23 protein-coding genes are annotated in these 25,909 nt (G+C 59.1%); 11 read left to right on the forward strand and 12 right to left on the reverse strand.

What is annotated here, in order from left to right; genetic code table 11:
- The first annotated feature begins 139 nt into the window (after positions 1-139).
- The gene (locus tag VK574_RS09465) at positions 140-574 is read left to right on the forward strand and encodes a hypothetical protein (protein WP_472799590.1); all 435 of its coding nucleotides are present in this window, start codon (positions 140-142) and stop codon (positions 572-574) included.
- A gap of 54 nt (positions 575-628) precedes the next feature.
- On the opposite strand, the gene VK574_RS09470 is transcribed toward VK574_RS09465, so the two are convergent.
- The 3 genes from VK574_RS09470 to VK574_RS09480 form a co-directional block, all read right to left on the reverse strand.
- Positions 629-2,206 (reverse strand): alpha/beta hydrolase, encoded by a 1,578-nt coding sequence (locus VK574_RS09470; RefSeq protein ID WP_472799591.1) that lies wholly within the window; start codon positions 2,204-2,206, stop codon positions 629-631.
- A 104-nt stretch (positions 2,207-2,310) separates the two neighbouring features.
- A complete protein-coding gene (locus VK574_RS09475) occupies positions 2,311-2,658 on the reverse strand; it encodes a carboxypeptidase-like regulatory domain-containing protein (RefSeq protein ID WP_472799592.1) in 348 nt (115 codons plus the stop codon).
- A gap of 216 nt (positions 2,659-2,874) precedes the next feature.
- Positions 2,875-3,516 carry a hypothetical protein gene (locus VK574_RS09480; protein ID WP_472799593.1) on the reverse strand — a complete coding sequence of 214 codons (642 nt, stop codon included), beginning with the start codon at positions 3,514-3,516 and terminating at the stop codon, positions 2,875-2,877.
- A gap of 333 nt (positions 3,517-3,849) precedes the next feature.
- Between VK574_RS09480 and VK574_RS09485 the strand changes: the two genes are divergently transcribed.
- Positions 3,850-4,389, forward strand: a complete 540-nt coding sequence (locus VK574_RS09485) for a hypothetical protein (RefSeq protein ID WP_472799594.1) — start codon at positions 3,850-3,852, stop codon at positions 4,387-4,389.
- A gap of 92 nt (positions 4,390-4,481) precedes the next feature.
- Here the strand turns inward: VK574_RS09485 and recN are convergent, their stop codons facing one another.
- Complete coding sequence (gene recN / locus VK574_RS09490; RefSeq protein ID WP_472799595.1) at positions 4,482-6,164, reverse strand: DNA repair protein RecN; 1,683 nt, start codon at positions 6,162-6,164, stop codon at positions 4,482-4,484.
- A gap of 157 nt (positions 6,165-6,321) precedes the next feature.
- Between recN and VK574_RS09495 the strand changes: the two genes are divergently transcribed.
- From VK574_RS09495 to tolB, 4 genes are all read left to right on the forward strand, one after another.
- Positions 6,322-7,092 carry a MotA/TolQ/ExbB proton channel family protein gene (locus VK574_RS09495; RefSeq protein WP_472799596.1) on the forward strand — a complete coding sequence of 257 codons (771 nt, stop codon included), beginning with the start codon at positions 6,322-6,324 and terminating at the stop codon, positions 7,090-7,092.
- Complete coding sequence (locus VK574_RS09500) at positions 7,076-7,498, forward strand: ExbD/TolR family protein (RefSeq protein WP_472799597.1); 423 nt, start codon at positions 7,076-7,078, stop codon at positions 7,496-7,498. Before VK574_RS09495 ends, VK574_RS09500 begins: the two co-directional genes overlap by 17 nt.
- Before the next feature lie 30 nt (positions 7,499-7,528).
- Positions 7,529-8,311 (forward strand): cell envelope integrity protein TolA, encoded by a 783-nt coding sequence (gene tolA, locus VK574_RS09505; protein ID WP_472799598.1) that lies wholly within the window; start codon positions 7,529-7,531, stop codon positions 8,309-8,311.
- 139 nt (positions 8,312-8,450) lie between these two features.
- A complete protein-coding gene (gene tolB / locus VK574_RS09510) occupies positions 8,451-9,797 on the forward strand; it encodes a Tol-Pal system beta propeller repeat protein TolB (protein WP_472799599.1) in 1,347 nt (448 codons plus the stop codon).
- A gap of 96 nt (positions 9,798-9,893) precedes the next feature.
- On the opposite strand, the gene VK574_RS09515 is transcribed toward tolB, so the two are convergent.
- Positions 9,894-10,361, reverse strand: coding sequence for a DUF2147 domain-containing protein (locus VK574_RS09515; protein WP_472799600.1), 468 nt, complete (start codon positions 10,359-10,361; stop codon positions 9,894-9,896).
- 198 nt (positions 10,362-10,559) lie between these two features.
- On the opposite strand from VK574_RS09515, the gene VK574_RS09520 reads away from it, so the two are divergent.
- Positions 10,560-11,660, forward strand: a complete 1,101-nt coding sequence (locus tag VK574_RS09520) for a YncE family protein (protein WP_472799601.1) — start codon at positions 10,560-10,562, stop codon at positions 11,658-11,660.
- Between the two features lie 124 nt (positions 11,661-11,784).
- Entirely contained in the window at positions 11,785-12,663 is an 879-nt protein-coding gene (locus VK574_RS09525; RefSeq protein WP_472799602.1) for a creatininase family protein, read from the forward strand.
- Between the two features lie 128 nt (positions 12,664-12,791).
- On the opposite strand, the gene VK574_RS09530 is transcribed toward VK574_RS09525, so the two are convergent.
- Genes VK574_RS09530 through VK574_RS09540 form a run of 3 tightly spaced genes read right to left on the reverse strand, consistent with a single transcriptional unit; the run spans position 12,792 to position 16,868 of the window.
- Positions 12,792-13,880, reverse strand: a complete 1,089-nt coding sequence (locus VK574_RS09530; RefSeq protein WP_472799603.1) for a phosphotransferase enzyme family protein — start codon at positions 13,878-13,880, stop codon at positions 12,792-12,794.
- Entirely contained in the window at positions 13,877-14,785 is a 909-nt protein-coding gene (locus tag VK574_RS09535) for a nucleotidyltransferase family protein (protein WP_472799604.1), read from the reverse strand. Before VK574_RS09535 ends, VK574_RS09530 begins: the two co-directional genes overlap by 4 nt.
- A gap of 7 nt (positions 14,786-14,792) precedes the next feature.
- Entirely contained in the window at positions 14,793-16,868 is a 2,076-nt protein-coding gene (locus tag VK574_RS09540; RefSeq protein ID WP_472799605.1) for an alpha-galactosidase, read from the reverse strand.
- Between the two features lie 491 nt (positions 16,869-17,359).
- Between VK574_RS09540 and pal the strand changes: the two genes are divergently transcribed.
- Together pal and VK574_RS09550 are read left to right on the forward strand one after the other, a co-directional pair.
- Entirely contained in the window at positions 17,360-17,920 is a 561-nt protein-coding gene (pal, locus tag VK574_RS09545; protein ID WP_472799606.1) for a peptidoglycan-associated lipoprotein Pal, read from the forward strand.
- A 206-nt stretch (positions 17,921-18,126) separates the two neighbouring features.
- Complete coding sequence (locus VK574_RS09550; protein WP_472799607.1) at positions 18,127-19,080, forward strand: tetratricopeptide repeat protein; 954 nt, start codon at positions 18,127-18,129, stop codon at positions 19,078-19,080.
- Between the two features lie 96 nt (positions 19,081-19,176).
- On the opposite strand, the gene VK574_RS09555 is transcribed toward VK574_RS09550, so the two are convergent.
- The 4 genes from VK574_RS09555 to VK574_RS09570 form a co-directional block, all read right to left on the reverse strand.
- Positions 19,177-20,001, reverse strand: a complete 825-nt coding sequence (locus VK574_RS09555; RefSeq protein ID WP_472799608.1) for a DUF4189 domain-containing protein — start codon at positions 19,999-20,001, stop codon at positions 19,177-19,179.
- Positions 20,002-20,207: 206 nt separating this feature from the next.
- Complete coding sequence (locus VK574_RS09560; RefSeq protein WP_472799609.1) at positions 20,208-21,263, reverse strand: 2-oxoacid:ferredoxin oxidoreductase subunit beta; 1,056 nt, start codon at positions 21,261-21,263, stop codon at positions 20,208-20,210.
- A 2-nt stretch (positions 21,264-21,265) separates the two neighbouring features.
- Entirely contained in the window at positions 21,266-23,107 is a 1,842-nt protein-coding gene (locus VK574_RS09565) for a 2-oxoacid:acceptor oxidoreductase subunit alpha (protein WP_472799610.1), read from the reverse strand.
- A gap of 328 nt (positions 23,108-23,435) precedes the next feature.
- Entirely contained in the window at positions 23,436-24,797 is a 1,362-nt protein-coding gene (locus VK574_RS09570) for an MATE family efflux transporter (protein WP_472799611.1), read from the reverse strand.
- 223 nt (positions 24,798-25,020) lie between these two features.
- Between VK574_RS09570 and VK574_RS09575 the strand changes: the two genes are divergently transcribed.
- A complete protein-coding gene (locus tag VK574_RS09575; RefSeq protein WP_472799612.1) occupies positions 25,021-25,899 on the forward strand; it encodes a class I SAM-dependent methyltransferase in 879 nt (292 codons plus the stop codon).
- Positions 25,900-25,909 lie beyond the last annotated feature (10 nt).

Consider the following 25,909-nt stretch of genomic DNA (forward strand, 5'->3'; position numbering starts at 1 on the left):
CTTCCCCCACCCCCTTCATCCAAGCCTTAGTTGTTCAAGGCGGGCGACCTGGATTTTCGCGCAACCAGTTGGTTTCATCGCTCCGATTCTCGCAAGCGCGATCCGAGCCGCAAATCCCGCCTGTAAACGAGGAGGATAAGTGGGTAAATTCAAATATCTATTGTTAATTGCTCTCGCTGCTCTCTGCTTTGCGGCTTCGCCTCAAAAGGTACATGCGCAGGTCGCCGTTCAGATTGGCCCGGCGCCTGAATGTCCCTATGGCTATTTCGACTATCCGCCCTATGATTGCGCACCGTATGGCTACTACGGGCCGGAATGGTTTACCGGCGGCGTCTTTCTAGGTGCGGGCCCCTGGTACCACGGGCGTGAACGTTTCTGGGGACACGTCGATAACCGCTTCGATCGGCACGACGGGTGGCACGGCGAGTATCCGCATCGCGGCGAACATTTCGATGAACATCATCGCCCCGATCACGTTGAGCATTTCAGAGGCAACGAAATGCGCGACGGCCACGGGCACTCGAACCTCGGCGGGGCTCACGAGCACCGCGATCACGACGGACACCCGCACTAAGTAAAAACGCCCAGGTAGTCCTTCACGATCATGGATGCCTGGGCATTTCTGTGTCTACTCGGCCGCCTTCCAGTTCGAATGCGGACGCGCCACCGCATACATCTCCGCGCCGATCTGCCGGAAGAGGCCATACCGATCGCCCTTCGGATCGCCGCCTTCCTTATATATGGTGTAGAGATCGAAGTGCGTTCGATCGGGGATATATGTGAAGTGGGCATCGGCGTCCAGCGCCTTCAGCACTGCATCCATCTTGTGCGCCGCACCATCGAGATAAAACGTGTCGGCAGTGCCCACGAAGACGTGAATCTTGCCGCGCAACTCCGGTCCTCGCTGGGTCCACGTTGTCTGAACGATATGCGCCAGATCGTAGTGGTCGTGCCAGTAGGCAATGACAGCGGGATCGACGTCCCCAGTTTCGCGATCGAACATCGGCACAGGCCTGCCGTCCTGCCCGCGGGGCGAGAACACCCACTCAAACGAAGCAACCTGTCCGCCATAGGGGCCGAGCACGCGTTCGTTTCTCGCGAACTGCTCAAATGTGCCGATCACCTTTCCATGGTCTCGAATGATCGGGTAGGGTGTTCCATCCTGCCGATGATAGACGTTGGCGTGCTGCGCGTAGAGATCGATGCCGGTGAAGTCGTGAAAATCACTGGGATCGGGCGAAGTGGACCACGTTCCGCCAAAGATTGCCGGATAATCGACCTGCAACTGCAGGGTTGCCCATCCGCCGGAGGAGTGGCCCTGCAGGAAACGCCCGCTTGGCCGCGCATCCATGCGGTACTTCTTCTCAAGATAGGGAATGTATTCCTTCGTCAGCGCACTTCCCCACGGCCCGTTGTTCACAGAGTCGTCGAATTCGTGTGTGCCCGTGGGGCACGACTCATCCAGCATGACCCAGATCATCGGCGGCATCTGCTTCTTCGCCATCATGTTGAACAGCATGGCACCGAAGAACTTTGCTCCATTCAGTTCGCCGCCAAACCCATGCGTCCAGTAAACGGTGGGGTAGCGATCCTTGGGATGCTCGTCGTAGTCCGGAGGCGTAATAACCCACGCGCGCACGTGCATCGGCCGACCTGAGAAGGCTGTGAGTGCCGGGCTCACGAAATCCTCGAGGTGCGAGCTCTTCTCGAATCCCGGTGGATCGGGAGGGCTGGGACGCCCGGGAGCGACGTCGTTGAGAGTAAACGCAGGCTCGGCTCCCTGCCCCGGCGTGAACGACGCGAGCGACACAACCTCGCTGACCAGGTCGCCGGCGCTGCGTCCGACGTAGTTGTAGTCGTGGTTTACGTCAAGCACGGCCTGCGCCTGGTAGTCACCCGGCTTCAGAGACGAAAAGCCGGCGGGAAAGGCTACATCGTCCGTATCGACTTCAACCGATGCTCCGGCCGTCAGGTCTGAAACGTCCTTCGCGGCCACAGAGACGGCGGTCGGCTGAAAGGGATTCTCATCCATCTGCTTCGCTCCCGATCCGGGGGTGAGAAAAATCAGCAAGCGTCCGGAGACAGGCGTCGTGATTTTGGGGCCGGCTGTCACGCGAAAGAAAAGGTGTTGCGGCTGCTGTGCTACAGCGCCGAACGAGCAAAGGGAAAGTGCAACAGCAAGGAAAGGCTTTCGGGGAATGTGCATGGTGAAGGAATTGTATGAGGCAGCGCACAATGTCAGCAATGAAAAGTCGCGGCGCGAGTCTTGGCCGAGGTTCGAGAGGTATCGATAGCCTCGGTGAGGTGCCTTCACTTTGTTTTGGGCGCCGGGCTCACGATGAGGTCAGTGGTTTGCGCGGCGGCCAGCGTTACCTTGATCGGCGGAGCTTGCAACTCGCCCGCGACCGCAGACACCATGTAGTCGCCACCGGCAAGGTCGTGGATGGAATACGTGCCGTCAGAGCCGGTTTCAGTGCTGAACGACCGGCCTGTTGCCACGTTCTTTGCCCTGACTGTCGCGCTTGGAACCGCGTGCCCGGCGGAATCACTCACTTTGCCTTGGAGAGTATAGGTCTGCGCAAATGCGGAAGCGGTAACAACACAGCAAAACAGGAGGATTCGCATCGCCATCGCAAACGTTCCGTTTTTGATCAACATGTGAGTTTCTCCTGATCGGATCGGCGGGCGGAGAGGAGAATTCGTCTTTCAGAAGAAGTTGAGTATGCCGCAGCAACAGACAATTGGAAGGCTGGAACCGAAAGTGCGAGCTGAAGATTTTGTCATCATGACACAAGGAGTGCCGCGCAACCAAACGCGGCACTCAAGGATGCGTCGAGCCCGATCGAACGATGAAACTCTACGCGCCGACTGCAATCAGCCGCGCCGCACGCGGGCTGCTTCCGGCGGGTAATCTGCGCGGTCGCGATCGACGGCGATCACGGGCTTCCGCTCGACAACGGTAGTGTCGTGGCGTTGGCTCACCAGTTCGTCAAACAGAGCGCGATAGTGAATCATGGCGCGGCGCAGGTCTTCGGTGCTGGCCTGTCCCTTGGCCTGACGAAGCGCGATGTCGTGTGCGGAGCGGTAATTCTGCGTGACGATCGGGTGCTCGACCGAGATGTCGGCTGCACGCTGCTCAAAGTCGCTCATCGGGTAGCCGCAAGTTGCCATCAGGTCGCCGATCAGCTGGTCGGCTTCGGCGACCGCGCCGGCGGGAGCATCCACAAAGTGACCCTGCACGCGATCCCATTGATCGGTAAACCGTGCTCGATCCTCCACCGTGAGCGGATGAATGTGGAACTTCTTGACGCGCTCGGTGCGCTCTTCAAGCCGGGACTCGGCAATGCGCTTATTGCCTCCTTCGGCAACGGCACGATCATACTCGGGGCCGAAGTGCTGACGAAGCTTCTCAGTGCGACGCTTCTTTAGGACTACAAACGCGATGGCGCCCATCACCACCACGATGACGGCGACGATAATTGCGATCTGAGTAGGGGTAAGAGCCTGTAGATCCATAACCCGGGGTCCTCCTGCTTCTAAGTGTTTAGATACGGTCTATTGCAACTGCGCCTTCGCTGAGATTTCTGGCTCGCAAGCCCCAGTACGCAGAACGGGTACGACTTGGTGCACGTGAAGTTGGAGAGGCTCGACGAGGCGCGGGTTGCCTCTAGCATCCGCTCCCCTCAGAAGCATTTTTGAGAGGGAATCGGTTGCACGAAATCGCTGCTTTTTGATCGGACAACGGCACGATTTGTACAGATGACTTTCGAGAGCCCCTGACGCGATGGTGGGTTAGGAACACCTTGCAGACGCGTAGACTGAGACGAGCATCACCCCCTGGAGGAAGTTATGAAATTTTCCCGGCTTTTTGCCGTGCCGGTTCTTGCTCTCGTTTGTTTGGCAGGCGCCAATACGCGTGCGGCCGCGCAAATCAGCATCAGCATTGGAGTGGCGCCGGCGTGCCCCTACGGCTACTTCAATTACGCGCCTTATCAATGCGCACCCTTCGGCTACTACGGTCCGGAGTGGTTCTCCGGAGGCGTGTTTTATGGCGCAGGGCCGTGGTTCCGTGGTCCCGGAGGCTTTCATGGCTACATCAACCACGACTACGATCCGCATTTCGGATACCGCGGTCCGTTCCCTGGGCGTGGCGAACATGCTGACTGGGGCAGACACCATGGCTGGGAACATCAATGGCACGGAAATGAGTATCACAACGAGGTTCGCCACGATAACGGGAACCACAACGGCCAGTACAAGGACCATAACGATCACGGCAATGGCCACGGGAACCCGCACGACAATGACAGACATAGCAATGGCCACGACGACAAACATGGCCACGACGATAAGCACGACAACGATCACGCCCACGGACACGACAAATAGCCCTGCCTGACACAGGACCACCGATGCGAAAGCCCCATGAGTGCAACTCGCTTATGGGGCTTTCGCAATGGAATCAATATGGCGGATTGGCGTCAGCGGCTGGTCGCGATCATCTGCGCCGCGTGCTGCAGGCTGGTCTCCGTCACCTTTGCCCCGGAGAGCATGCGCGCCACCTCGTGGGTGCGGGCACGATCGTCGAGCAGGCGGATGTGCATCTTGGTGCGGCCGTGGTCTTCCTTCTTCTCGACAACAAAATGCTGATCGGCGAAGGCGGCGATCTGGGGCAGATGAGTCACGCAGAGAACCTGCTGCGCGCGTCCTAGTGCCTTCAGTTTCTGGCCAACAGCGTCGGCAGCGCGGCCGCCGATGCCGATGTCGATTTCGTCGAAGACCAGCGTGCGCGGCGTCGGCAGTTTCTTTCGTGATTTCGACGAAGCCTCTTCGACGGCGACTTTCAGCGCCAGCATCACGCGTGACATTTCGCCGCCTGAAGCGATCTCGTGCAGCGGCTTCATCGGTTCGCCCGGGTTGGTGGCGATGCGATATTCCACTTCATCCCAGCCGTGCGCGCTCCACGCGGACTCCTGCTCACTGCTTCTAACAGAAATCTCAAACCGCACCTTCATCGCCAGCGAATTGATCTGCGTCTCCGCAAGTTTGGCGAGCTTTGCGCCGGCCGCCTTACGTTGTTCAGAGAGAGACGCCGAAACCTGCCGATAGCTGGCCGCCGATTTCGCCAGCGCCGCCCGCAGCACCTTCAGCGTCTCGTCGCGATCCTCCACCTCCGCCAGCTTCCGCGCTACTTCCTCGCCCAGCGCGATCACATCGGCGACAGTCTTGCCATACTTGCGTTTCAGGCGATCGAGCAGCGCCAGGCGATCTTCAATTTCCTCCAGCCGCTCCGGCGAAGCGTTGATGCGCTCGGCATAATCGCGCAACGTAGCGCTGACATCGCTGATTGTGGCGCGCGCCGACTCAATCTGCTGCGCCGCTTCATTGAACTTCGCATCGTATCGCGCCAGTTCGTCGAGATTGCGTCCTGCAGCCCGCAGTGCAGCCTCTGCCGATGCGCCACCCTCGTACAACTGATCGAAGGCGCTCATCGCGGCTGCGTAGAGTTTCTCGGCATTCGCGAGCACGCGCTTCTCCGTCTCAAGAGCCTCGTCTTCGCCGGCAACAAGAATGGCGGCACCGATTTCCGTCGCCTGGTAACTCCATAGGTCAACCATGCGCAGCCGGTCCTGCTCATTCGTCAGCAACTCATCGAGCTTCCCCTGTGCGGCGCGCCACCCTTCATACGCCGCGGCTACATCTTCTGTTGAAATCGAAGCAAAGCGATCGAGCAGAATCCGCTGCTGCGTCTGGTCGAAGCTGGAGAGCGTCTCAGACTGCGCGTGCACCAGCGCAAGCTCGGGTGCAAGCAACCGCAAAACCGCGACCGTCGCCGGCTGGTTGTTGACGAAAACGCGTCCTTTACCCGACGACAGAATCTCCCGGCGCAGGATGATCTCGTTCCCTTCGGCGTCGATCCCGTTTTCTTCGAGAACTGCTTCGGCGGCCGGGGTGGACTCAAACACACATGCCACGACCGCCTTGTCGGCTCCATGGCGCACAATTTCTGTTGAGGCTTTGCCTCCCATCAGCAGCGCCAGCGCATCTACAAGAATGGATTTGCCTGCGCCCGTTTCGCCGGTCAGCAGGTTCAGGCCAGGGCCGAAGACGGCAATGGCGTGATCGATAACAGCGTAATTTTCGGCGCGTAACTCTACCAGCATGAAAGGTGAATCCGAGCGCAGCATAGCACGAACCACAGGGGTTAGGGCTAACACGCCTGAAATGCACGGCTTCGAGTGCACCAGATCGATAACTTGGAGCGCCGCAACGCGTCTGATACCGTGGATATTGAGGTGAAAACCGATTTTTACAGTTACTTTGCTCCTAGCATTCCAGGCTGACGGTGGCGCTCCGCCGGCCGGCGGCCCTGTTGCGCAGGGCACCGGCGCGCTGATGGAGATGATGGGCAATATGGGAGGGGTTGCACTTGGCGTCCTGGTCCTTTTGCTGATCGCCAGTCTCTACTCGTGGACCATCATTCTGAGCAAGATGTCGATCTTCGGCCGCGCTACCCGCGAAAGCCGTAACTTCATCAATGCCTTTCGCCGCGCAACGCGCCTCAATGAAGTTGCTTCGATCGCCGACAATTACAAAAACAGCCCCTTGGCGCAGGTTTACCTGGACGTTTACGAAACCTACAAGCGCCAGACCGGGGGCACCGGACCACCGCGCAGCATTACCCCGCTGGAGCGCTCCGCGCAGACCGCATCCAGTGAAGCGATCACAGCGCTGGAACGCCGTCTTACGTGGCTCGCCACCATCGCGGCCACCAGCCCGTTCGTCGGCCTCTTCGGCACAGTGATGGGCGTGGTCGACGCATTTCACGGCCTCGGCACAGCCGGAGCCGCTACCCTACGCGCCGTTGCGCCCGGCATCTCCGAGGCGCTCATCACAACCGCTGCCGGCCTTTTCGTGGCCGTACCGGCCGTCGTCGCTTACAACCAGTTCGCTGCACGGATTCGCGTCTTCGCATCGGCCACCGACGATTTCTGCCGCGAACTCCTGAATTCGCTGGAAGAGATTCCCGTCCGCGGATCGGCAGCTCCACGCGACGAGCCTCAAGAGGTAGCACGTGGCTTTCACGACTAGCAACGGCCGCACCCAATCCTCGCTCGCCGATATCAACATCACGCCGTTGGTCGACGTGGTGCTCGTGCTGCTGGTCATCTTCATGATCACGGCGCCCGTTTTGCAATCGGGAATTGAAGTCAATATCCCCAAGACGCGCACAGTGAAGGAAATCACCGAACAGCGGCTGGTGGTGACGATCGACCGCGACCAGAATGTCTTTCTCGGCGACAAGCCGGTCAACGTGCATGACCTGGGGCAGCGGCTCCGCGATGCGAGCGGCGACTCCAACAAAAAAGTGATCTATCTGCGGGCGGATGTGCGCGTGCCCTTCGGCGCATTCGCCAGTGTCATGGATGCGGTCAAGCAGGCGGGCATCACGAACATCTCGGTAGTCACGCGGCCACTTGATCAGGCCGCGAAATAGCCGCGTTAGCGAGAAGGTCGAACGAGAACGATGAGCAGTTTCTTCCAAGGCGGCGATCATCTGCAGCAGGGCCTGGCGCCGGAGCCGTTTGCCCGGCCGGCGGCGGGTTCCCTGCTGCTGCACGGCGGCATCGTCGTCGCCATTGTTCTCTACGGCATCCTCGGAGGTTTCTTTCATCACAGTCTGTGGGGCGGCGCCGGACCCGGCGGAGCCATCCAGGTAAACATCACCAGCGCCATCCCACTTCCCTCAGATCATCCGCCCAACCAGAATGTCCTGGCGACCGAGACGCCCAGCGAAGCGCCCGCACCTCCGCAGCCCAAAGCGAAGCAGGAAGAAGATCAGACCGCGATTCCTATCCTGGGCAAGCCGAAGAAGCCGGAGCAGCAGCAAGCTCAGCGGAATCCGGTCAAGCAGCAGCCCACTCCCGACAAGGCGCAATATGGCGACCAGGCGGGATCCGTCATGCCGCGGGCAGCACAATCCGGCGTGGCTAATGGACCAACCACTCTTACTGATGCAAACTTCGGCAGCCTCTTCGGCTATTACGTCGACAACATCAATCGCAAGATGGACGCAAACGGATATCGCTCGTTGGCCGATCCGCGCACGACGAAGGGAGCGAAGGCGAGCATCGAGTTTCGCATCCATCGCGACGGATCACAGAGCGATGTGCGCCTCGACCGCACCAGCGGAAGCCCGACGTGGGATTCGGTCTGCGTTCGCGCCGCACAACGCGTTGATACCTTTGGCCCTTTGCCCGCGGGATATCGCGACAGTTACCTGCAGGTCTACTTCGATTGCACTTACTAGTGGGGTCCAAAGCGGTCCAAGTAAAATAGGGGATGAGGCCCGCGCTTACCATGCGGCGCAAACGCGAAACAAAATGGCTCGAGACACGCAGAGTTCCCCCAACGCTTCAAAATTCACCCAGGAAGGGTTTAGCGTTCTCATGAAATCCACGTTGCGTTTTGGTTTTCCGCTCCTGCTTCTTCTGGCAGCGAATGCTTCTCTTCCCACCTTTGCGCAGGATTGGGTTCATACCGGATCCGGTCTGGGCAATGCCCCCATTCGCCTCGCGGCGGCGGACTTCAAGCTGGTCGGCGCCGACTCGCAGACCCCTGGTCTGAAGGCCACCTTCGATTCGACCCTGTTCAACGACCTGCAGAATGCCGGCATCTTCGACATGGTCTCGAAGAGTTATGCCCCGCAGGCCGCACCGGGTTCGCCGCAGGAGATCAATCTCTCCCAGTGGGCAGCTGACCCCTCCGCCGCCGCCATGGTCGCCTTCGGCGCGCTCTCCGCAACCAACGGCCGACTGGTGGTGTACGGCTGGCTCGACGACACGCGTAACACCGCCAATCCGCAAGTGCTCGGAAAGCAATACAACGAGGCAGCCACCGAAGATATGGCGCGCACCATCGCCCACCGCTTTGCCGACGAGATTATTTATCGCCTCGGCGGCGGCATCAACGGCATAGCCGAAACCAAAATCTACTTCATCAGTTCCCGCACAGGCTCCAAGGAACTGTGGGTGATGGACTACGACGGCCAGAACCAGCGCGCCATCACGCACCTCGGCACCGTATCGATGTCGCCGCACATCTCGCCCGATAATTCGCGGATCGCTTTCGAGAGCCTGAACCGCGAAGGCTGGTCCATTCGCATGTACTCGTTCGATCTCGGACGTCTGGTCAGCTTCCCTGTCGGCACCGTCGCCGGAAGCAACACCACTCCGTCGTGGTCTTCTGACGGTGCGAAGATTGCGTTCTCTTCGTCGCGCTCGGGCGATCCGGAGATCTGGATCACCGATGCGGCCGGCGGACAAGCGCACAAGATCACATCCTTCCGCGGGCCCGATGTCTCTCCCTGCTGGAATCCTCGGACCAACTCGCAGATTGCGTGGGTGAGCGGCCGCACGGGCCTGCCACAGATCTACACAATGGATCAGGACGGTGCAAACGTCGTGCGCCTCACCGACAGCGGATACGCGGTTTCTCCCTCATGGTCGCCGAGCGGCCAGTGGCTCACCTTCGCCTGGAACCGCAAGTACGGCCCCGGCGCACCCGGCGGCCAGGACATCTACGTGATGGATATCTCCACCCGCAAGTGGCTCCAACTCACGCACGATTCGGGAAGCAACGACTACCCCTCATGGTCGCCCGACAACCGGCACATCGTCTTCGAGCGCACCATCGGCGGCAGAACCCAGATATGGTCGATGCTTGTGGACGGCACGCAACAGCACCAGCTCTCCAGCACCGGCCAGAACTTCATGCCCGACTGGAGTTGGAAATAGCTTCATCCAAAATGCAGCGGAGCACGTCGAATTACTTCGGCAGCACCTGCGGCACAGTGATCACTGTCCACTGATCACTGTCCACTTTCCTCTCGGTCAGGGGATCCTCACCCACGTCGCCGTCCGGCCGATCAGCGATATGCCGACAAACCCGCGCATACCCAGCTTGTCGCTTCCGATGGCCCACATCTTTCCCTTGTATACCTTGCCATTTTCGGGATCCACGACGGTTCCGCCGATCCAGTCGTCGCCTTCCGGATGGAAGTTTCTGATGACGACCATGCCCATGATGCGCTGGTTTTTCAGCTCGCCCGGGCACTTTGAGCATACGGAATCCAGCGCGCGCCCGGGACGAGCCCCGGTGACCTTGCCGAAAAGAATGCCATTTTCGATATAGGTTTCAACCTGGCCGCCTTTACCGCCATCGCTGTCGATCACTTGCCAGTGGCCTACAGCATTCTGAAGTTTCGGTGAAAGCTTTTGAGCGCTGCCGGAATTCGCAAAAACGACCAGGCCAAGAGCAAGGGCGACAGAAAGCGCGTGTTTGTATTTGGAAAGATGCAAGGCTCTACCCTCGCCGTGGATTATAGCGATTGCCGCACCCCATGTTTCAACAACGAATTCTCGCGGCGTCCACACCGGCGTCCAGGGCCGGCGTGTATCCTCGATTGCGGAAAGTATTGCATCCCCCTCTCGATCTGAACGACGCGGGCCGCTGATTCCCGCTCCCGATCTGAAACAGTTCCGCAACAGGAGACCCAGATGATTGCAAAGACACTTGCCGTTGCTACACTCGTCGCCGCGCTTTCATGCTCAGGCGTGGCCCACGCGCAGGACAACGGTCCCTACAAGGTGCAGAAGATCCAGCTCGTGGATGGCGATGGCGGATTCGATTATGTGACTGCCGACTCCGACGGCCGCAATCTCTACGTTGCGCGCTCCGGACCCGCAGGCCACATCGGCGTCTTCAATCTCGACACGCTCGCGCCAGTGGGCGATATTCCCGGTACCAGCGCCCACGGCGGAGCGGTGGACACCGAGACCGGACACGGATTCGCGACTTCCAGCCCGGTGACGATGTTCGATGCAAAGACCTTTGCGATTATCAAGAAGATCGACGTACAGGGCCGTCCCGACGGCTATCTGAACGATCCCTTCAATCACCACTTCTACATCCTCAGCCACGCCGCGCCAAACATCACGGTCCTCGACGACAAGGACGGATCGATCCTCGGCACCATAGACATTGGGGGCGCACCCGAGCAGGCTGCGACTGACGGACACGGCAAAATCTACGTCGACATCGAAGACAAGGCTGCCATCGCCGTCATCGACGCGAACACTATGAAGATGGTGGGCAAGTACGACGTTTCGAGCAAGGGTGGCGGCTGTGCCGGTCTGGCTCTCGATGTGAAAAACAACATCCTCTTCGCCGCCTGCCGTGAGAACAAAAACATGGTCATCCTGTCGGCGACCGACGGACACATCATCACCGATCTGCCCATCGGCAACGGGTGCGATGGCGCCACCTTCAACCCGGCGACCATGGAGACCTTCAGTTCGCAGGGCGACGGCACTCTTACAGTCATCAAGGAAGATTCGCCCACAAGCTTCAACGTGGAGCAGACCGTGCCTACACCGCCGCGCGCCAAGACGTTGACGCTTGATATGAAGACCGGCCACATCCTTCTCATCACCGCCGAGTTTGGCCCTGCGCCGGCCGCACCTGCACAGCCGCAGGGCTCGGCTCCAGCCGCGAGTCCAAGCACGCCACCGGCCGGTGGTCCACCCGCATTTGCGCGCGGACCACGCGCGCCCATGATCCCCCACTCCTTCCAGATCATCCAGGTTGGCAAGGACTAACTGCGGATCATTGTCCCGGCAATGGGCCCTGACAGGTATCAACCATTTCGCATCCCCACTCACGCGCGTGACCTGCCGTCTTGTGCGGAATAAAATCGCCTGTTTTGATCCTTCGAGGTGAATCATGAAGTCTGTTCGCAGTGCCTTCGTCGCTCTCTTTGTGTTGTTCTTCGCGGGCCACGCCCTTTCGCAATCTGGCCTGTATGCAAAATGGGAGGAGCTCACCGCTCCCGATTTTGTGCAGGCCATCCACCAGTCGCAAGGTGTCTGTGTGCTCCCGATCGGCATCATTGAAAAGCACGGACCGCATCTGCCCCTCGGCACCGACCTGCTCGACGTTCGCTTCGCCGTGACAAACGCCGTGAAACAGGAGTACGCCGTCGTCTTCCCCGAATACTACTTCGGCCAGATCTTCGAGGCTCGCCAGCAGCCTGGCACCCTCGCCTACTCGCTCTCCACGCAGCTCACCCTGTTGCAGGAGACCGTGAATGAGATGGCCCGCAACGGCTGCAAGAAAATCGTGATCGTCAACGGCCACGGCGGCAACGAATCGCTGCTGCCTCTCTTTGGCCAATCGCAACTCGCCAGCCAGCGCGACTACGTCGTCTACGTCTTCGGCCTGCCCCATGAAAATGTTGCCGGCCGTCCCGCACTCAAGACTCCCTACGACATGCATGCCGGCGAAGTGGAAACTTCCAACATGCTCATCGCCCGCCCCGACCTCGTCCACCAGGATCGCGCCGGCCAGCAGTCCGGCGCCGATCAGCATCGGCTGAAACTGCCCGGCTCCGTCTACACCGGCATCTGGTGGTACGCGCGTTTCCCCAACCACTACGCAGGCGACGCCTCGGCGGCCAACAAGGAACTCGGTGAATTCGATCAGAAGGTGTGGTCGAGTCAAATCGCGGAAGCCATCAAGGCGATCAAGGCTGACGACGAAAGCCTCAAGCTCCAGAACCAGTTCTTCGAAGACGCCAAACACCCGCTCGACACAAAACAATAGCTGGTCGCAATCATTTCAGCGCACCGAAGATTTGCCGGGTCAGAGTGCGCCGCAAACAAAACGATAAGAACAATGCGGAGTGATCTGATAAGCAATGGAAAGGATCCCCGGCTTCATCCTCATCGAAACTATGCCAGCGCTCGCAGCAGGCCCGTCATATCGTCCTCCTGCTGCTCTATCGAAGAAAGCAGTTTGAACTGCGTTCGGCAGCGGTCGAGATTCTGTTCCGGCCGGTTGACTTTGTAATAGGTGTCGCCCGCGAGAAAGTCCGCAAGAAACCGAATCCCCTGCTCGAAAACGATGACCTTCGCGCCCGCGATCAACGACCCGCGCTCCGGCGCTGTGAGAAAGCTCCCCGCCCCACCGAGGTATCCTCGCAGCACCGCGTCGAATAACTCGAAATCCACCGCTACCTGCGAAAGATCCCGTTCATCCTCGGCCTCCGGGCACGTCATCGTGCGCACCATGTCGCCAAAATCGTATGCTGCCAACCCAGGCATCACCGTATCGAGATCAATCACGCAAAGGCCTTCACCGCTCTCATCATCCAGCAGCACGTTATTCAACTTCGTATCGTTGTGCGTCACGCGCTCCGGCAATCCCGCACCCAGCAGCACCATCGCCAACGTCTCGCGCGCCCTCGCAAACGCAATCTCATCCCGCGCCGCCTCGTCACGCGCAGACTCGTCTGCAGCCACCGCCCGCTCAAACGCTGAAAATCTCTTCGCGGTGTTGTGAAAATCCGGAATGCTCTCGTGCAGGCGCGGCGGCGGCAAATCCGCAAGCAGCCTCTGAAATTCACCGAACGCTTTTGCCGCCTCGAAGGCCTGCTTCGGCGAGTTCACCGAATCGAACGTACGAGCTTGCTCAATAAACTGATATGCGCGCCAATACCGTCCCTCCGCATCCACATGCCAGCCGGCGCCATCGTGCGTTGAAATGAGTTGCAGAACGCGCCTGCCAATGTCCGCTCCACGTCCAAGGCGAGATCGCAGGTGATTGGTGACGCGCTCAATGTTCTCCATCACCGCGACTGGATTCTTGAAGATCGCCGTGTTGATGCACTGCAGAATGATCCGGTCTTCCCGATCGCCGTCATCAAACGTTACGCAATACGTATCGTGAATGTGCCCGCTGCCGTACGGCTTCGCGCTTCGAAATCCCTTTTGGACTTCGAACACACGCGCGACCGCGACAAGGCTGAGCAATTCGATCATCGCCACAGCCTGTGCGGATAGGTTCCCTGCTCGATCAGTCGACTCACGCTATGCACCACCCGCGGATGATCCTCGCGATACGTAACGCCAAACCATGCATCAGCCGAGCGCAGTACCTTCACCCGCGCCTGGCCCGCCTCGATCAGCGTATTCATCGAACTCGGAAGGTAGCACTCGGCCCTCAAATCGTTCCCATGCCGCTTCAAAAAACGCTGAAAGTAATCGTAGAGCTGCGGAAATACCCCGGGCATAAACCCCCACATGTTCATGCTCACCATTTCACTGCCGGTCAATACCGTCTTTTGCCCTTCCGGGTCGATGTTGATAATGCGCGGCCCTTCGCGTTCAATCGACTTCAGTTCTGTAATGTCCTTCAGGTAGCCATCTTCCGTCACGTGGCACACACCGCGCGCCACGGTTCCAAATTCTGAAAGCGTGTTGCTCAGAACAAATCCCACCATCGCGTAGTCTGACGTGCCCGACTGCAGGTGCTGTGCAAGCAGCCGATAGCTGCTTGCGCCGTAGAAATCGTCCGCATTGATCACGCCGAAAGGTTCATGAATCGTGTTGGCCGCCATCAGAATTGCATGCGTTGTTCCCCACGGCTTGGTGCGTCCCTCCGGCAGCGAAAAACCAGGGATGAGGTCATCGGTCTCTTGAAACACGTACTCCACGGGAACACGCTTCTCGTAGCGAGATCCAATCCTCTCTTCGAAAGCCTTCTCGATCTCCTTGCGAATCACGAACACGACTTTCCCGAACCCCGCGCGCCGGGCGTCGAAGATCGAGTAATCCATGATGGTCTCGTCGTCGGGTCCAACGGGATCCAGTTGCTTCAATCCGCCATAGCGGCTGCCCATTCCAGCGGCCAGCACAAGCAGCGTAGGCGTAATCATGTCGTCCATCGTTCCCTCAGCGGTGCCCGCTCTGAGCGGGCAGGATATCGAGCGTGAGTACCTCGAACGCAGCGAGGTGAAACTCGTGTGCTTCTTGCGCCTGAAGCACAATCGCGGCGCGCCCTGCATCTTCTTTCCAAGGGCTTTGAGCACGATACACCTTCGCGGCGTCCGCCGGCAGTTCAAACGCATCCTGCAGCCGGAGCCGGATCGTCTGCTCGTGGTCGCTCGGATTGCGCAGGACCAGGATTCCCTTCCGCGGCGTCCACGAGGACCATCCATAAACTTCGAGCCATGCGGGATCGCCCCCCACCCAGTGCGTGTCTTTCAGTACATCGGAATTTTCACGCGACCATTTCGCCGCCTCTGCCAGGTCGTCCCAGTTCTGCGCGGTCAGCAGCGATGGCGTGATGTACATCTCCTGCAACTGCGTTCCGGTGCCGAAGTACGACCGCACCTCGTTTCGAAAATCGTTCCCCGGATCCTTGTCGAGATCCTTGTGATCCCGCGCGAAAATCATGCCATGCAGCATCAGCGAATTCAGCGGATACAGAGGCCCCATCTGCACTACACGCTCGTAGGTGTCGGCATCGCGATACGTAATCCATCTCTCTCGATACGGTCCCACGCCCGCCGTCGAGTCATCCTCGCCGCCGCGCCAGATCGAGTCCGCATGCATCACCCAGAATGGAGAGGGCCACGTCCCGGTCGTCAGATTCACGAACAGATCCGGCTTCGCCGCGCGCAATTCGCCGATCAGGTGAATCATCGCGGAGAAATCGCTGTCGAACCGGCTCCCCGGAAACACGGAATCCACATTGCCTGTTCCATCAAACTTGAACTGGTTCACGCCGTACTTCTCGATCATCTCCAGCGCCACATCGCGAAACGCCGCATAATACTTTGGCCCTGACAGCGCATAACCGCCGCCCACAATCTCGTATCCGGCTTCGTGGCCAAACGCAATCCGCTCCTGCTTCGGCTTGGAGTAGCCGCCCCACGGCGACATCCAAATGCCGGGATCGGCACCATGATTCTCCGCCGCACCCTTCAGCGGTGTGAATCCGTCTGGAAACCCACTGTTGAATTTCCAGAGAGAATCGTGCTTGTCCCAGCCATCATCGAAGAGAAACGAATCCAGCGTGACGCCGCGTTTCTCGGTCAACTCGCGCCCGAACGCATTGATCCGATCCACAGCATCCGTCGCCGTGTACGGCGTAAAGTACCCTAGGTCGTACCAGCTGTTGTAGTGCAGAAATGTCCGATAGGGATGCGCTCGCTCGCGCTCGAGATACGCCAGAACATCGCGCCGCATCTGTCCTTCGCGCGCCACTCCAATCACCGACGAATATGTCACGGCCTGCCCGGCACGCAGCGGCAGTTCGCGTTCGATCCACGCCGTGGCCCTCTCGCGTGTCACTATGCTTTGCGAGAGGGGATGTTCGAAGCCCAGGAACACATTGCCCGCCACAATCGGCGATCCCGCCACACTTCCCACCACGTGCGCATCGAAGAGTCGCACGTTGATCAATTCCACGCGGCTGATCGGCACGTCTTTTTCGCCCGCGGCTGCAATCGTGACGATCTGCCGGATGTAGTGCGAGCCCTCGAGCAGCACGACGGACCAGTCCACATGCACTGAACCATCGCTGCTTTCCATTGCAAGGTTGACCGATTCGCCCGGAACCGTCACGGCGATGCGCGGAGCAGACGGAGTCGGCGTCATGTGCGTGATCTTCGCATCGCCAACAAGTTTCAGGTTCGACGCATCCAGGATCGTTCCATCCTTCAACAGGATCCGGAACGGTTCATCCACACGAATATCCGCCCCGTACATCTGGTCGCGGACGACCAACCCACTCAACACGCCCTTCGCAACCGACCAGCGCGCGCCTATCACCGCGTTTGTCAAGGAAAAGGCGTCGCCTTGCCGATGCAGCATGACTTGATCTTCGGTTTTCCGTCCGCTCTGCCCGGCCATCGTCGACACAGCGACCGGTGCAAGCAACACTCCGCAAAATATCGCGTCAATCAATCTGTGATTACGGAGGTACATGAAGCTCTCCCTGATTCCGGTTTCAGAACTGCCCATTCCTTCAGCTTCTCAAAACTGGAGAACGCCAAACTCGGCCGGCTGAGTCGAATCTCCTGAAAGCTGATATTAAATCACTTAGCACAACCTGCATGGCCTGACACCTTCGCGTTTGCCGAATCCTCCCAGCGTCCTCCAAGTCCGCTTCGATCCGATGCCGATGCGGCAACCGGGCGCGCCTCTCCGTTCCAAATCGACGCGGCGAACCATCGCAAATAACAGCTGCGTTGCGTGCCTCCGATGTTTTCACCTCTGCGCGGGTCTAAAATGGAGAAGTGATTGGTGCACGCAAATAAACCTGCGGAAGGAGTTACGAATTGAAAGTCTGCACTCGTGTTCTGGTTCCTGCTTTGCTTGTGGCTTTGGTTGCTGTAGCTGGCTGTAAGAAGAAGACTCCGCCACCAGCTCCCTATACGGCGCCCCCTGTAACATCACCCGCTCCTACAGCGCATATTACTGCGGAGCCGAGCGCTATTTCGGCCGGAGACCAGGTGACCCTGACCTGGAAGACCACCGACGCTACAACCGTCTCGATTGAAGGTATCGGCGACGTTCCCACCTCGGGTACCAAGACTGTTACGCCGACCGCCTCCACCAACTATCACCTTGTGGCAAAGGGTGAAGGTGGAACAGCCGACGACACTGCAAGGGTCACGGTTTCGTCTCCGCCTCCCGTGCAGCAACCTACAACCTCAATGTCCGCCGAAGAAGAGTTCAAGGCGAACATGCAGGACATCTTTTTTGACTACGACGCGTACGACGTTCGCTCCGATGCTCAGGGCACGTTGTCAAAGGACGCCGCCTATCTGAACAGCCATCCGAATATTCGGGTCGTCATTGGCGGCTACTGCGACGAGCGCGGCTCAAACGAATACAACATCGGCCTCGGTCAGAATCGTGCCGATGCCGCGAAGACCGCGCTTGTGACGGCCGGCATTGCAGCCAGCCGCATTCGCGTTATCAGCTACGGCAAGGAAAAACCCTTCTGCACCGAATCGACCGAAGCCTGCTGGCAGCAAAATCGCCGCGCCGGCTTCTCGATGGACCAGTAGTGCTCAGGGAGCCAGCAAACCTCTCGGGCGGCATCCATTCACCATCGATGCCGCCCTGCGTTTTTGAACTCTGGCGAACAGCCGAAAAGGTCTGCACCAATCAGGTCGCCCCTCAGGCAGCGCGGAAGCACCGCTTCCCGTCTAATGAATCTGGGGCCTTTCCGGTAACTTAATCCGGGCGCAAAACTCCATCATGTAGGTGATCGATGCTTAAAGCTACACTCCGTCATCGTTCCGTTGCGGCAGCAGTTCTGGTCGCGGTGCTTGCTCTGGCCCCTGTGCGTGCGCATGCGGCATCGAAGGAAATCATAGCGTTGCAAACCCAGGTGCAGCAGCTGCTGGACATGGTGCAGCGCCTGCAATCCACCCTCGACACCCGTTTCGGTGTTCTGCAGCATCTGGTAGAACAAACCGCCGACACGGCCAACCAGATGACCCAGACGGTCACCACGCTGCAGCAGAAAATCAACCAGCAGAACGACGCGCTGGGTGGCAAAATCGATACGGCTTCGGGACAGGTTCAGTCCCTGAATGATTCCGTCGACGAGTTGAAGACCCGCATTGCCAAGCTCGACAAGTCGATCTCGGATCTCCAGGGCCAGTTGCAGAATATCCAGAGCGCTCCACCAGCCGGGACACAGCCGGCTCAGGGCGCAATGCCCGGCGGCGCGCCTTCAAACGATGGTGGAGCAGGCCCCGGCGGCGCACAGGGAAATCCCGCTCAACCGACGGGGAATGGTGCGCCCGCCGCCGCGAATCCTCCTCTGCACGAGACGTTCGAGGCGGCGCTTCGCGACTTCAACGCTGCCAAGTACAGCGTTGCCTCGGGCGAGTTTCAGGACGTGATCCACTACTATCCGATGGATGAACTCGCCGGCAGCTCTCAGTACTACCTCGGCGAAATTGCCTACCGTCAGGGTGACTATAACGCGGCCGTCAACGACTACAACGCGGTTCTCGAAACCTTCAGCGGAAGTCCGAAGGCCCCGGCCGCTCAACTGCACAAGGGCTTTGCGCTTATCCAGCAGGGCAAGCGGGATTCCGGCGTCCACGAGCTTCGCCTTCTGATCGCGCGCCACCCGCAAACCCCTGAGGCCTCCCAGGCCAAGGCCAAGCTCACCGCTATGGGCATCCACAGTACCACTGCCGCCCAGCGCTAGAGCCGCAACTCCCTTACCTTCAGAAAGCAAAAAGCCCCGCAATGCGCGGGGCTTTTCTGTTGATTGCGCAGATGGCTCGCCAGCCGGAAGCCTGATTCAGCGCGCGATTCTTTTCCAGGTGCCGGTGCCAAGCTTGCCGGTCGCGACAACGACGTCTTGACTTTGAACCGTATAGGTTCCTGTATCGTCCCACTCCATCGTGATGGCATGCAGCGTATAGTGCCCTGAGGCGGCTGTAAAGGTCCCCGCATTCGATGGCGTATTGTCGATTGCCTCGCTGTGAAATTCGTAAGTCCCGTTAGCCGCGACTCGCCAGATCCACCGGCCCGGGTTGCGTATCATCTCCCAGGTTCCCACCATCACCGGGTCCACCTTCCCGGCTAGCACTCCCGTTGGCAGCGGCAGTGGAGCAGACCAGAGCACATCGTCGCCGGCACAGGGCGCAGTGATCACAACGCAACTTTTTCCTCCAGTCGCGCGGCACTGCGAAAGAGCGCTGTTAGCGGCTCCGTTGCGGTTATCGGCCGCGCTGAAGCCGTATTGTTTGGTTGGATAATTCACTGCCAGGCTGACGCACTCGTTTTGTGCCCAGTTCAGGACCTTGCAGTCTTTGGCTCCATTCCTGCCGCAATTCTGCAGAGCCGTCTGTTCCGCCTCAGCCTGAGAATTTCTACCGTGCGCTCCACCCGCCGTAAGCGTGGATGGCGAAATCGCCAGCGCCGCAAAATGCAAAATCACCAATTGCTGCGTCGCGGGCGGGTGGCTCCCTTCCTCGCAAGCCAGGTAGCCGAGGTTTTGGATGCAGGCGTCCTCCATACCTGGGGCAGGCACATCTTGCGCTCGCGCGTCGGCGCCTCCCAGGATCGCTGCAAATGTCAGCAGACCCGCTCCCACAGGCCAGCCCCAAACACGATCAATCATTCGCTTCGCCATCCTCTTCCGGCCTCCCCAGCCTTGAAGCGCTGCTCCCATTGCAATGTGAAACGATTCACACCTCACTCATATCCGATTCAAGAATGAAGACGCAATGAAAATCCACAACAATCCGAGCGTAGTTTCTAACTGTCAACAAAAAAGCCCCGCATCTCGCGGGGCTTTTTCACTGTTCACCGTACACGGTTCACGGTCTACTGCAGATTCGCCATCAACGCATCCAGCGCCGACTTCGGCGGGCGGGTCAGTGATTCCGGCAGCGTCGCAAGCGGCTCGTCCACAATGTTCAGCAGATCGGTAAACGTCGGCTTCTCGGTATTGATGTAGAACACGCCGGTGAGAACCTCATTCTTCTCCTCGGCCTCCATCAGTGTCTTCACTGCGTTGGCCCTGTCGGTAGGATCGTAGTCTTCGTGCAGCTTGCGCAGGCGCAGGGTCGAGCCGTCGTGCATCTCCACTTCGTACACCTGGCCCGAGTCGTAGTCCACATCGATTTCGTCGAAGCTGGCCACAAAGCCAATGTCGTTGATCGGTTCATCGTTTTCCTGCATGAACTTGTAGCTCTTAGTCGACCCCTCGTGATCGTTAAACGTCACGCATGGGCTGATCACGTCGAGCATCACCGTTCCCTTGTGCGCAATCGCAGCCTTCAACATCGACAGCAGTTGCTTCTTGTCACCGGAGAACGAACGCCCTACGAACGTCGCGCCCAGCTGAATCGCCAATGCGCAAGTATCGATGGCTGGGAGATCATTGATGACGCCCGTCTTCAGCTTCGAGCCGATGTCCGCCGTAGCTGAGAACTGGCCTTTCGTCAATCCGTACACGCCGTTGTCTTCGATGATGTAGATCATCGGCAGATTGCGGCGCATCAGGTGAACAAACTGTCCCATTCCAATCGAAGCCGTGTCGCCGTCGCCGGAGACGCCCAGCATCAGGTTCGTATGGTTGGCCAGGTGCGCACCGGTCGATACCGATGGCATACGTCCGTGCACCGAGTTGAAGCTATGTGCACGGCTCATGAAGTACGCCGGGCTCTTCGACGAGCAGCCGATGCCGCTCATCTTCATCACGCGCTCAGGCTGCACGCCCATTTCGTACATGGCGTCGATGATGCGCTCAGAGATTGCATTGTGGCCGCAGCCGGCGCAAAGCGTCGACTTGCCACCGCGATACTCAAGTACCGGAAGCCCGATGTGGTTGACCTTGGGGCCCGGAGCCGAAGTCGGACTTGGAGTTTGGGTTGCCATCTTTACAGGCCCTCCTTCGTTGCGAATTCCTCTGTGATTGTGCGGGCATCAATCGGTAGCCCGTTGTAGTGCAGGATGCTGCGCAGCTTCACCACTTGTTCCGCCGGCAGATCGATCTTCAGCAGGGTGGCGAGTTGCGCGTCGCGATTCTGCTCCACCACGTACACGCGGTCGTGCGACGCCACAAAGTCCAGAATTTCGTGTGCGAAGGGATACGCGCGAATGCGCATGTAATCCACATCCTTGCCGTTTTCCTTCTTGATCTGGTCCAGGCTTTCGCGAAGCGCAAAATCTGTTGTACCAAACGCGAGAATACCCACCCGCGAAGTCCCGTCCTTCACGACAACCGGAGCTGGAACCAGCTTTCGCGCATTCTCAAACTTGCGCAACAGCCGCTCCATCACCGCCTGGTACTCGCCAGGCTTTTCCGTATATCCAGCCGACTCGTTGTGTCCTGAACCGCGCGTGAAGTAGGCTGCCTTGGGGTGCATTGTGCCCGGCAAGGTACGCCAGCCAATTCCATCGCCATCCACATCCTTGTAACGGGCAAATCCGCCCAGCTTGTCCAGATCTTCCTTCGTAAGCACCTTGCCGCGATCAAGTGGTTTTTCAGGATAGGTGAACGGTTCCGACATCCAGTTGTTCATGCCAAGGTCAAGATCCGAAAGTACAAACACCGGCGTCTGCCAACGTTCAGCAAGGTTGAATGCCTCGATGCTTAGCTCGAAGCACTCTCTTACCGTACCCGGCAGCAACACTATGTGCTTGGTATCGCCGTGCGACAGGAATGCCGTGGACAACAGATCCGATTGCTGCGTACGCGTTGGCATGCCCGTCGAAGGTCCCGTGCGCTGCACATCGAAAATCACGCCAGGCAGCTCGGCATAATATCCCAAACCCGCAAATTCTCCCATCAACGAAATTCCCGGACCCGAGGTCGACGTCATGGACCGTGCTCCGGCCCAGCCTGCTCCCAGCACCATGCCGATGGCAGCGAGTTCGTCTTCCGCCTGCACCACGGCGAACGTCGCCTTTCCTTCTGGAGTGACGCGGAACTTCTTCAGCAGATCGGTCGTCGCTTCCACCAGCGAAGTCGATGGCGTAATGGGATACCACGCCACCACCGTTACGCCCGCAAACACCGCGCCCATGCCGCACGCCGCGTTGCCGTCGATGATGATCTTGCCCGCCGTCTGGTCCATCCGCTCCAGCGCGAACGGATCGTGCTTGACGAGCTTCTCCGCGGCATAGTCGAATCCAGCCTTCACTGCGCCGAAATTCAGGTCGAACACTTTCTGCTTCTTGGCGAACTGCTTCCTTACGCTGTTCTCAACCTCCGTTAGATCGATCGAGAGCAGTTGTGCCACCACGCCCACGTACACCATGTTCTTAACCAGCTTGCGCAGCTTGGCTTCAGTACACACGGCAGCCGTGATCTTGTCGAAGGGAACCGGATAGCAGGCGACATCGTCGCGATACTGCTTCAAGTTTGCATTCTCTTCGTAGATCGCTACCCCGCCCGCGGGCAGAGCTTCCATGTCGCTCTTCGCGGTCTCTGGGTTCATGGCCACCAGGAACTCCGCATCGCGCGTACGGGCCACGTACCCGTCTTTGCTGGCGCGAATGGTGTACCAGGTGGGAAGTCCGGCGATGTTTGAGGGAAACAGGTTTTTCCCGCTGACGGGAATCCCCATTCCAAAGATGCTCTTCAGCAGAACGCTATTGGCGGATTGCGAGCCGGACCCGTTCACCGTTGCTACGTTGATGCTGAAATCGTTGACTACGCGCTTGCGCGCGCTCCTCGCGCCCTGTTCTTGACCCAGGGCCAGGTCTCCTGTCGCCATTTGGCGGGATTCCCTTCAGGTGAATTTCCGCGCGTCTCGAGGCCGTTCATTTCCCTCCGCAGGCCGTTTGGGATCGTTGCAACCTTGCGGTCGCGAAAACCACCAAACCTTGGCTTCGGAGTACGGGTTCCTGAAAGAACGCGTTGGAAAGCGACAAACGTCGCTCAATAGTGATTATAGTCACCTCTCAGGTGACGCGTACCGCTTCCAGACACACCCCTTTGCACCGTAAGTACCTTTCGCAGCAACGCCTGTACATCCGTCGAAACCCTCCCGACTCCTCAGTGATCCCGAATCGGCCTCCGGGCGCCGCTCCAACCGCTTAAACCTATGTTTTTGAAGGTGCCAGCGCCACGCGAGCTGAATCCCGATGCCACCGAGCCAGCACCGTCGTCGCAATCACGATCAGCGAAAGCGTGAGCCCGATCCACATCCCGTAAATGCCCCACTTCAACACGAAACATAGAATGAACCCCAGCGGAAGCCCCATCGCCCAATACCCAACCAGGTTCGCCACCATCGGCACACGCGTCTCGCCCAACCCGCGCAACGCGCCCGTCGAAACCGTCTGAATGCCGTCGAAAATCTGAAACGCCGCCGCGATCCACAGCAGGCTCGGCCCCACCGCCAGCACTCGCGCGTCACTCGTATAAAGCTTGATCAGCGGACCCGGCGCCACCAGGAAGACGACTCCGGCGCACATCATAAAACCTGTGCCGAGAGCCAGCGCCAGCCACCCCGCCCTTCGCGCCCGCGCCGGATCTCCCGCACCAATTGCGTGCCCCACACTCACCGCCGCAGCCGCACCAACTCCGAGGGGGACCATGTACGAGATGCTCGCGTAATTCAGCGCAATGGTATGCGTCGCCAGCGCCACAGGCGTCAGATAGCCAGCCGAGAATGTGCTCAGGTTCCACGCGCCAACTTCCAAAAGAATCTGTCCCGCTGCGGGCGCACCTATCCGCGCCAGTTGTCGAAGACGATCCAGTTCCGGCCCAGCCCAATGGGCAAACAGCGGATGCCCCCGAGTGCGTTCGTAATTCCACGCAAACCCGAGCATCGCTACCGCCATCCCAACTCGCGCGACGCATGTCGAGATCGCCGACCCGTTCACGCCCAGAGCCGGAAAACCCAGTTTGCCGTAGATCAGCACCCAATTGCCAAACCAGTTCAGCAGATTCCCAACCACGTATGTAAGGGTTATGACCCGCACCTGTCCCACACCCTGCAGGTAGCGCCGCGTTCCCGCGTAAAGCAGCAGCGGCAGTGTGCCCCAGTTCAGGATGCGCAGATAACCGCCAGACAAGCTTGCAACTTCGGGAATGACTCCGAAATGCGTGAATCCGTAGCTCAGCCCAATAAGCAGAATCATGATTGGCGGTGTCACGATGCATGCCAGATAAACGCCCTGCGCCAGCCACCGATGGCACTCATCGTGGTCGCGCCGCCCGTACGCTTGCGACACCAGCGTGTCCAGCCCCAGCAGCAGCCCGATCCCGAACAGCGCAGGAGTGTAAAAGACCGCATTCCCCAGCGCCACTGCACCAATTGCCACCGGCCCCAGCCGGCCCACCATGATGTTGTCGACAACCCCCTGCGCCACCCAGCCAAGTTCGCTGAGCACAACCGGAACCGCCAGCGCAATCATCGCTGCCAGTTCCGCTCTCCACATGGCGCGCGTATGACCCATCTCTCTAATTTATCTGTTTTAAGATTCCGGCACGAAACAAGGGTGCCCCATCCAAGCTCCGCTTGGGTCGGAAAGCACAATCTCCCCGAGGGATTCTCATTCTTCTAAGTGTCGCGCAGCGACATCCTCGACTGCGGGTACTCTTTGCGACTCACACCACGAGATTCGGAAACGCGCGCTGAACGACTTCGGAGTCCGGTACGATCACAACGTGCCCGACGAAATGATGACAAGAGATTTCGACCGTTTCATCGCACGCCTCGATGCCGACCCGTCGCTCTTCGAGCCCGACCAGTTGCGGAAGCGCATGGAAGTCCTCGATGCACTCGATGCACATTTCGGAGACCCGGACGCGGAAACATCCCTCGTCGCGACCGATCGCACACATATCCTCGCTCGTGCAAATCTCCTCCGCCGCAACCTCGAGTCCGCGAACGCCGTCATTCTTGACTCCATCCGGGACCAGATTCAGCAAAGCGTACCGCAGTCGCAATTGCTGCATTGGATCGAACGATGCGGCAACAACGAAGACTCACCCCACCCCGGCCTCGGTTACGACTATCTCGACGAATTGATCAGCGGCGTCCTTCGAGCGCGTGAGCCGGATATCGCGCCACTCCCCCCGCCGCCGGAGATGGTCTACTACCAGCCCACACCCGTGCGACACATTCTTCACTTCATCCGGCTCAGCGCGCTATCCCGATCCGACACGCTTATCGACCTTGGATCCGGACTGGGCCACGTCCCCATCCTCGCCTCAATCCTCACCGGCGCACAGTGCATCGGCATCGAAGCCGAAGGGGCCTACGTGGCAAGCGCCCGCGAGTGCGCCCACAGCCTGCGCATCAACCGCGTCACATTCATCCACCAGAATGCGATCGAAACGAATCTGGCCGGCGGCACAGTCTTCTATCTCTATACGCCCTTCTCAGGCGGCACGTTGAAGACGGTGATGCAAAATCTTAAGAAAGAGAGCAAAGAGCAAATCATCACCATCTGCACCCTCGGCCCCTGCTCGCTGACCGTAGCCACAGAGCCATGGCTAACCTCAAACACGGTTCCAGATCCGGACCAGATCACAATCTTTCGCTCAAATCCCTGAGATCCGCCCC

It is taken from the genome of Occallatibacter sp., from assembly GCF_035317045.1.
GTDB lineage: Bacteria > Acidobacteriota > Terriglobia > Terriglobales > Acidobacteriaceae > Telmatobacter.

What these genes read in the sequence shown, in the direction of transcription:
- VK574_RS09485 (WP_472799594.1), top strand. Translation starts at nt 3,850, where the DNA reads ATGAAATTTTCCCGGCTTTTTGCCGTGCCGGTTCTTGCTCTCGTTTGT.
- VK574_RS09555 (WP_472799608.1), bottom strand. Translation starts at nt 20,001, where the DNA reads ATGATTGATCGTGTTTGGGGCTGGCCTGTGGGAGCGGGTCTGCTGACA.
- VK574_RS09470 (WP_472799591.1), bottom strand. Translation starts at nt 2,206, where the DNA reads ATGCACATTCCCCGAAAGCCTTTCCTTGCTGTTGCACTTTCCCTTTGC.
- VK574_RS09475 (WP_472799592.1), bottom strand. Translation starts at nt 2,658, where the DNA reads ATGTTGATCAAAAACGGAACGTTTGCGATGGCGATGCGAATCCTCCTG.
- recN (WP_472799595.1), bottom strand. Translation starts at nt 6,164, where the DNA reads ATGCTGGTAGAGTTACGCGCCGAAAATTACGCTGTTATCGATCACGCC.
- VK574_RS09575 (WP_472799612.1), top strand. Translation starts at nt 25,021, where the DNA reads ATGATGACAAGAGATTTCGACCGTTTCATCGCACGCCTCGATGCCGAC.
- VK574_RS09570 (WP_472799611.1), bottom strand. Translation starts at nt 24,797, where the DNA reads ATGGGTCATACGCGCGCCATGTGGAGAGCGGAACTGGCAGCGATGATT.
- VK574_RS09520 (WP_472799601.1), top strand. Translation starts at nt 10,560, where the DNA reads ATGATTGCAAAGACACTTGCCGTTGCTACACTCGTCGCCGCGCTTTCA.
- VK574_RS09565 (WP_472799610.1), bottom strand. Translation starts at nt 23,107, where the DNA reads ATGGCGACAGGAGACCTGGCCCTGGGTCAAGAACAGGGCGCGAGGAGC.
- VK574_RS09530 (WP_472799603.1), bottom strand. Translation starts at nt 13,880, where the DNA reads ATGATCGAATTGCTCAGCCTTGTCGCGGTCGCGCGTGTGTTCGAAGTC.
- tolA (WP_472799598.1), top strand. Translation starts at nt 7,529, where the DNA reads ATGAGCAGTTTCTTCCAAGGCGGCGATCATCTGCAGCAGGGCCTGGCG.
- tolB (WP_472799599.1), top strand. Translation starts at nt 8,451, where the DNA reads ATGAAATCCACGTTGCGTTTTGGTTTTCCGCTCCTGCTTCTTCTGGCA.
- VK574_RS09560 (WP_472799609.1), bottom strand. Translation starts at nt 21,263, where the DNA reads ATGGCAACCCAAACTCCAAGTCCGACTTCGGCTCCGGGCCCCAAGGTC.
- VK574_RS09480 (WP_472799593.1), bottom strand. Translation starts at nt 3,516, where the DNA reads ATGGATCTACAGGCTCTTACCCCTACTCAGATCGCAATTATCGTCGCC.
- VK574_RS09525 (WP_472799602.1), top strand. Translation starts at nt 11,785, where the DNA reads ATGAAGTCTGTTCGCAGTGCCTTCGTCGCTCTCTTTGTGTTGTTCTTC.
- VK574_RS09535 (WP_472799604.1), bottom strand. Translation starts at nt 14,785, where the DNA reads ATGGACGACATGATTACGCCTACGCTGCTTGTGCTGGCCGCTGGAATG.
- VK574_RS09540 (WP_472799605.1), bottom strand. Translation starts at nt 16,868, where the DNA reads ATGGGCAGTTCTGAAACCGGAATCAGGGAGAGCTTCATGTACCTCCGT.
- VK574_RS09550 (WP_472799607.1), top strand. Translation starts at nt 18,127, where the DNA reads ATGCTTAAAGCTACACTCCGTCATCGTTCCGTTGCGGCAGCAGTTCTG.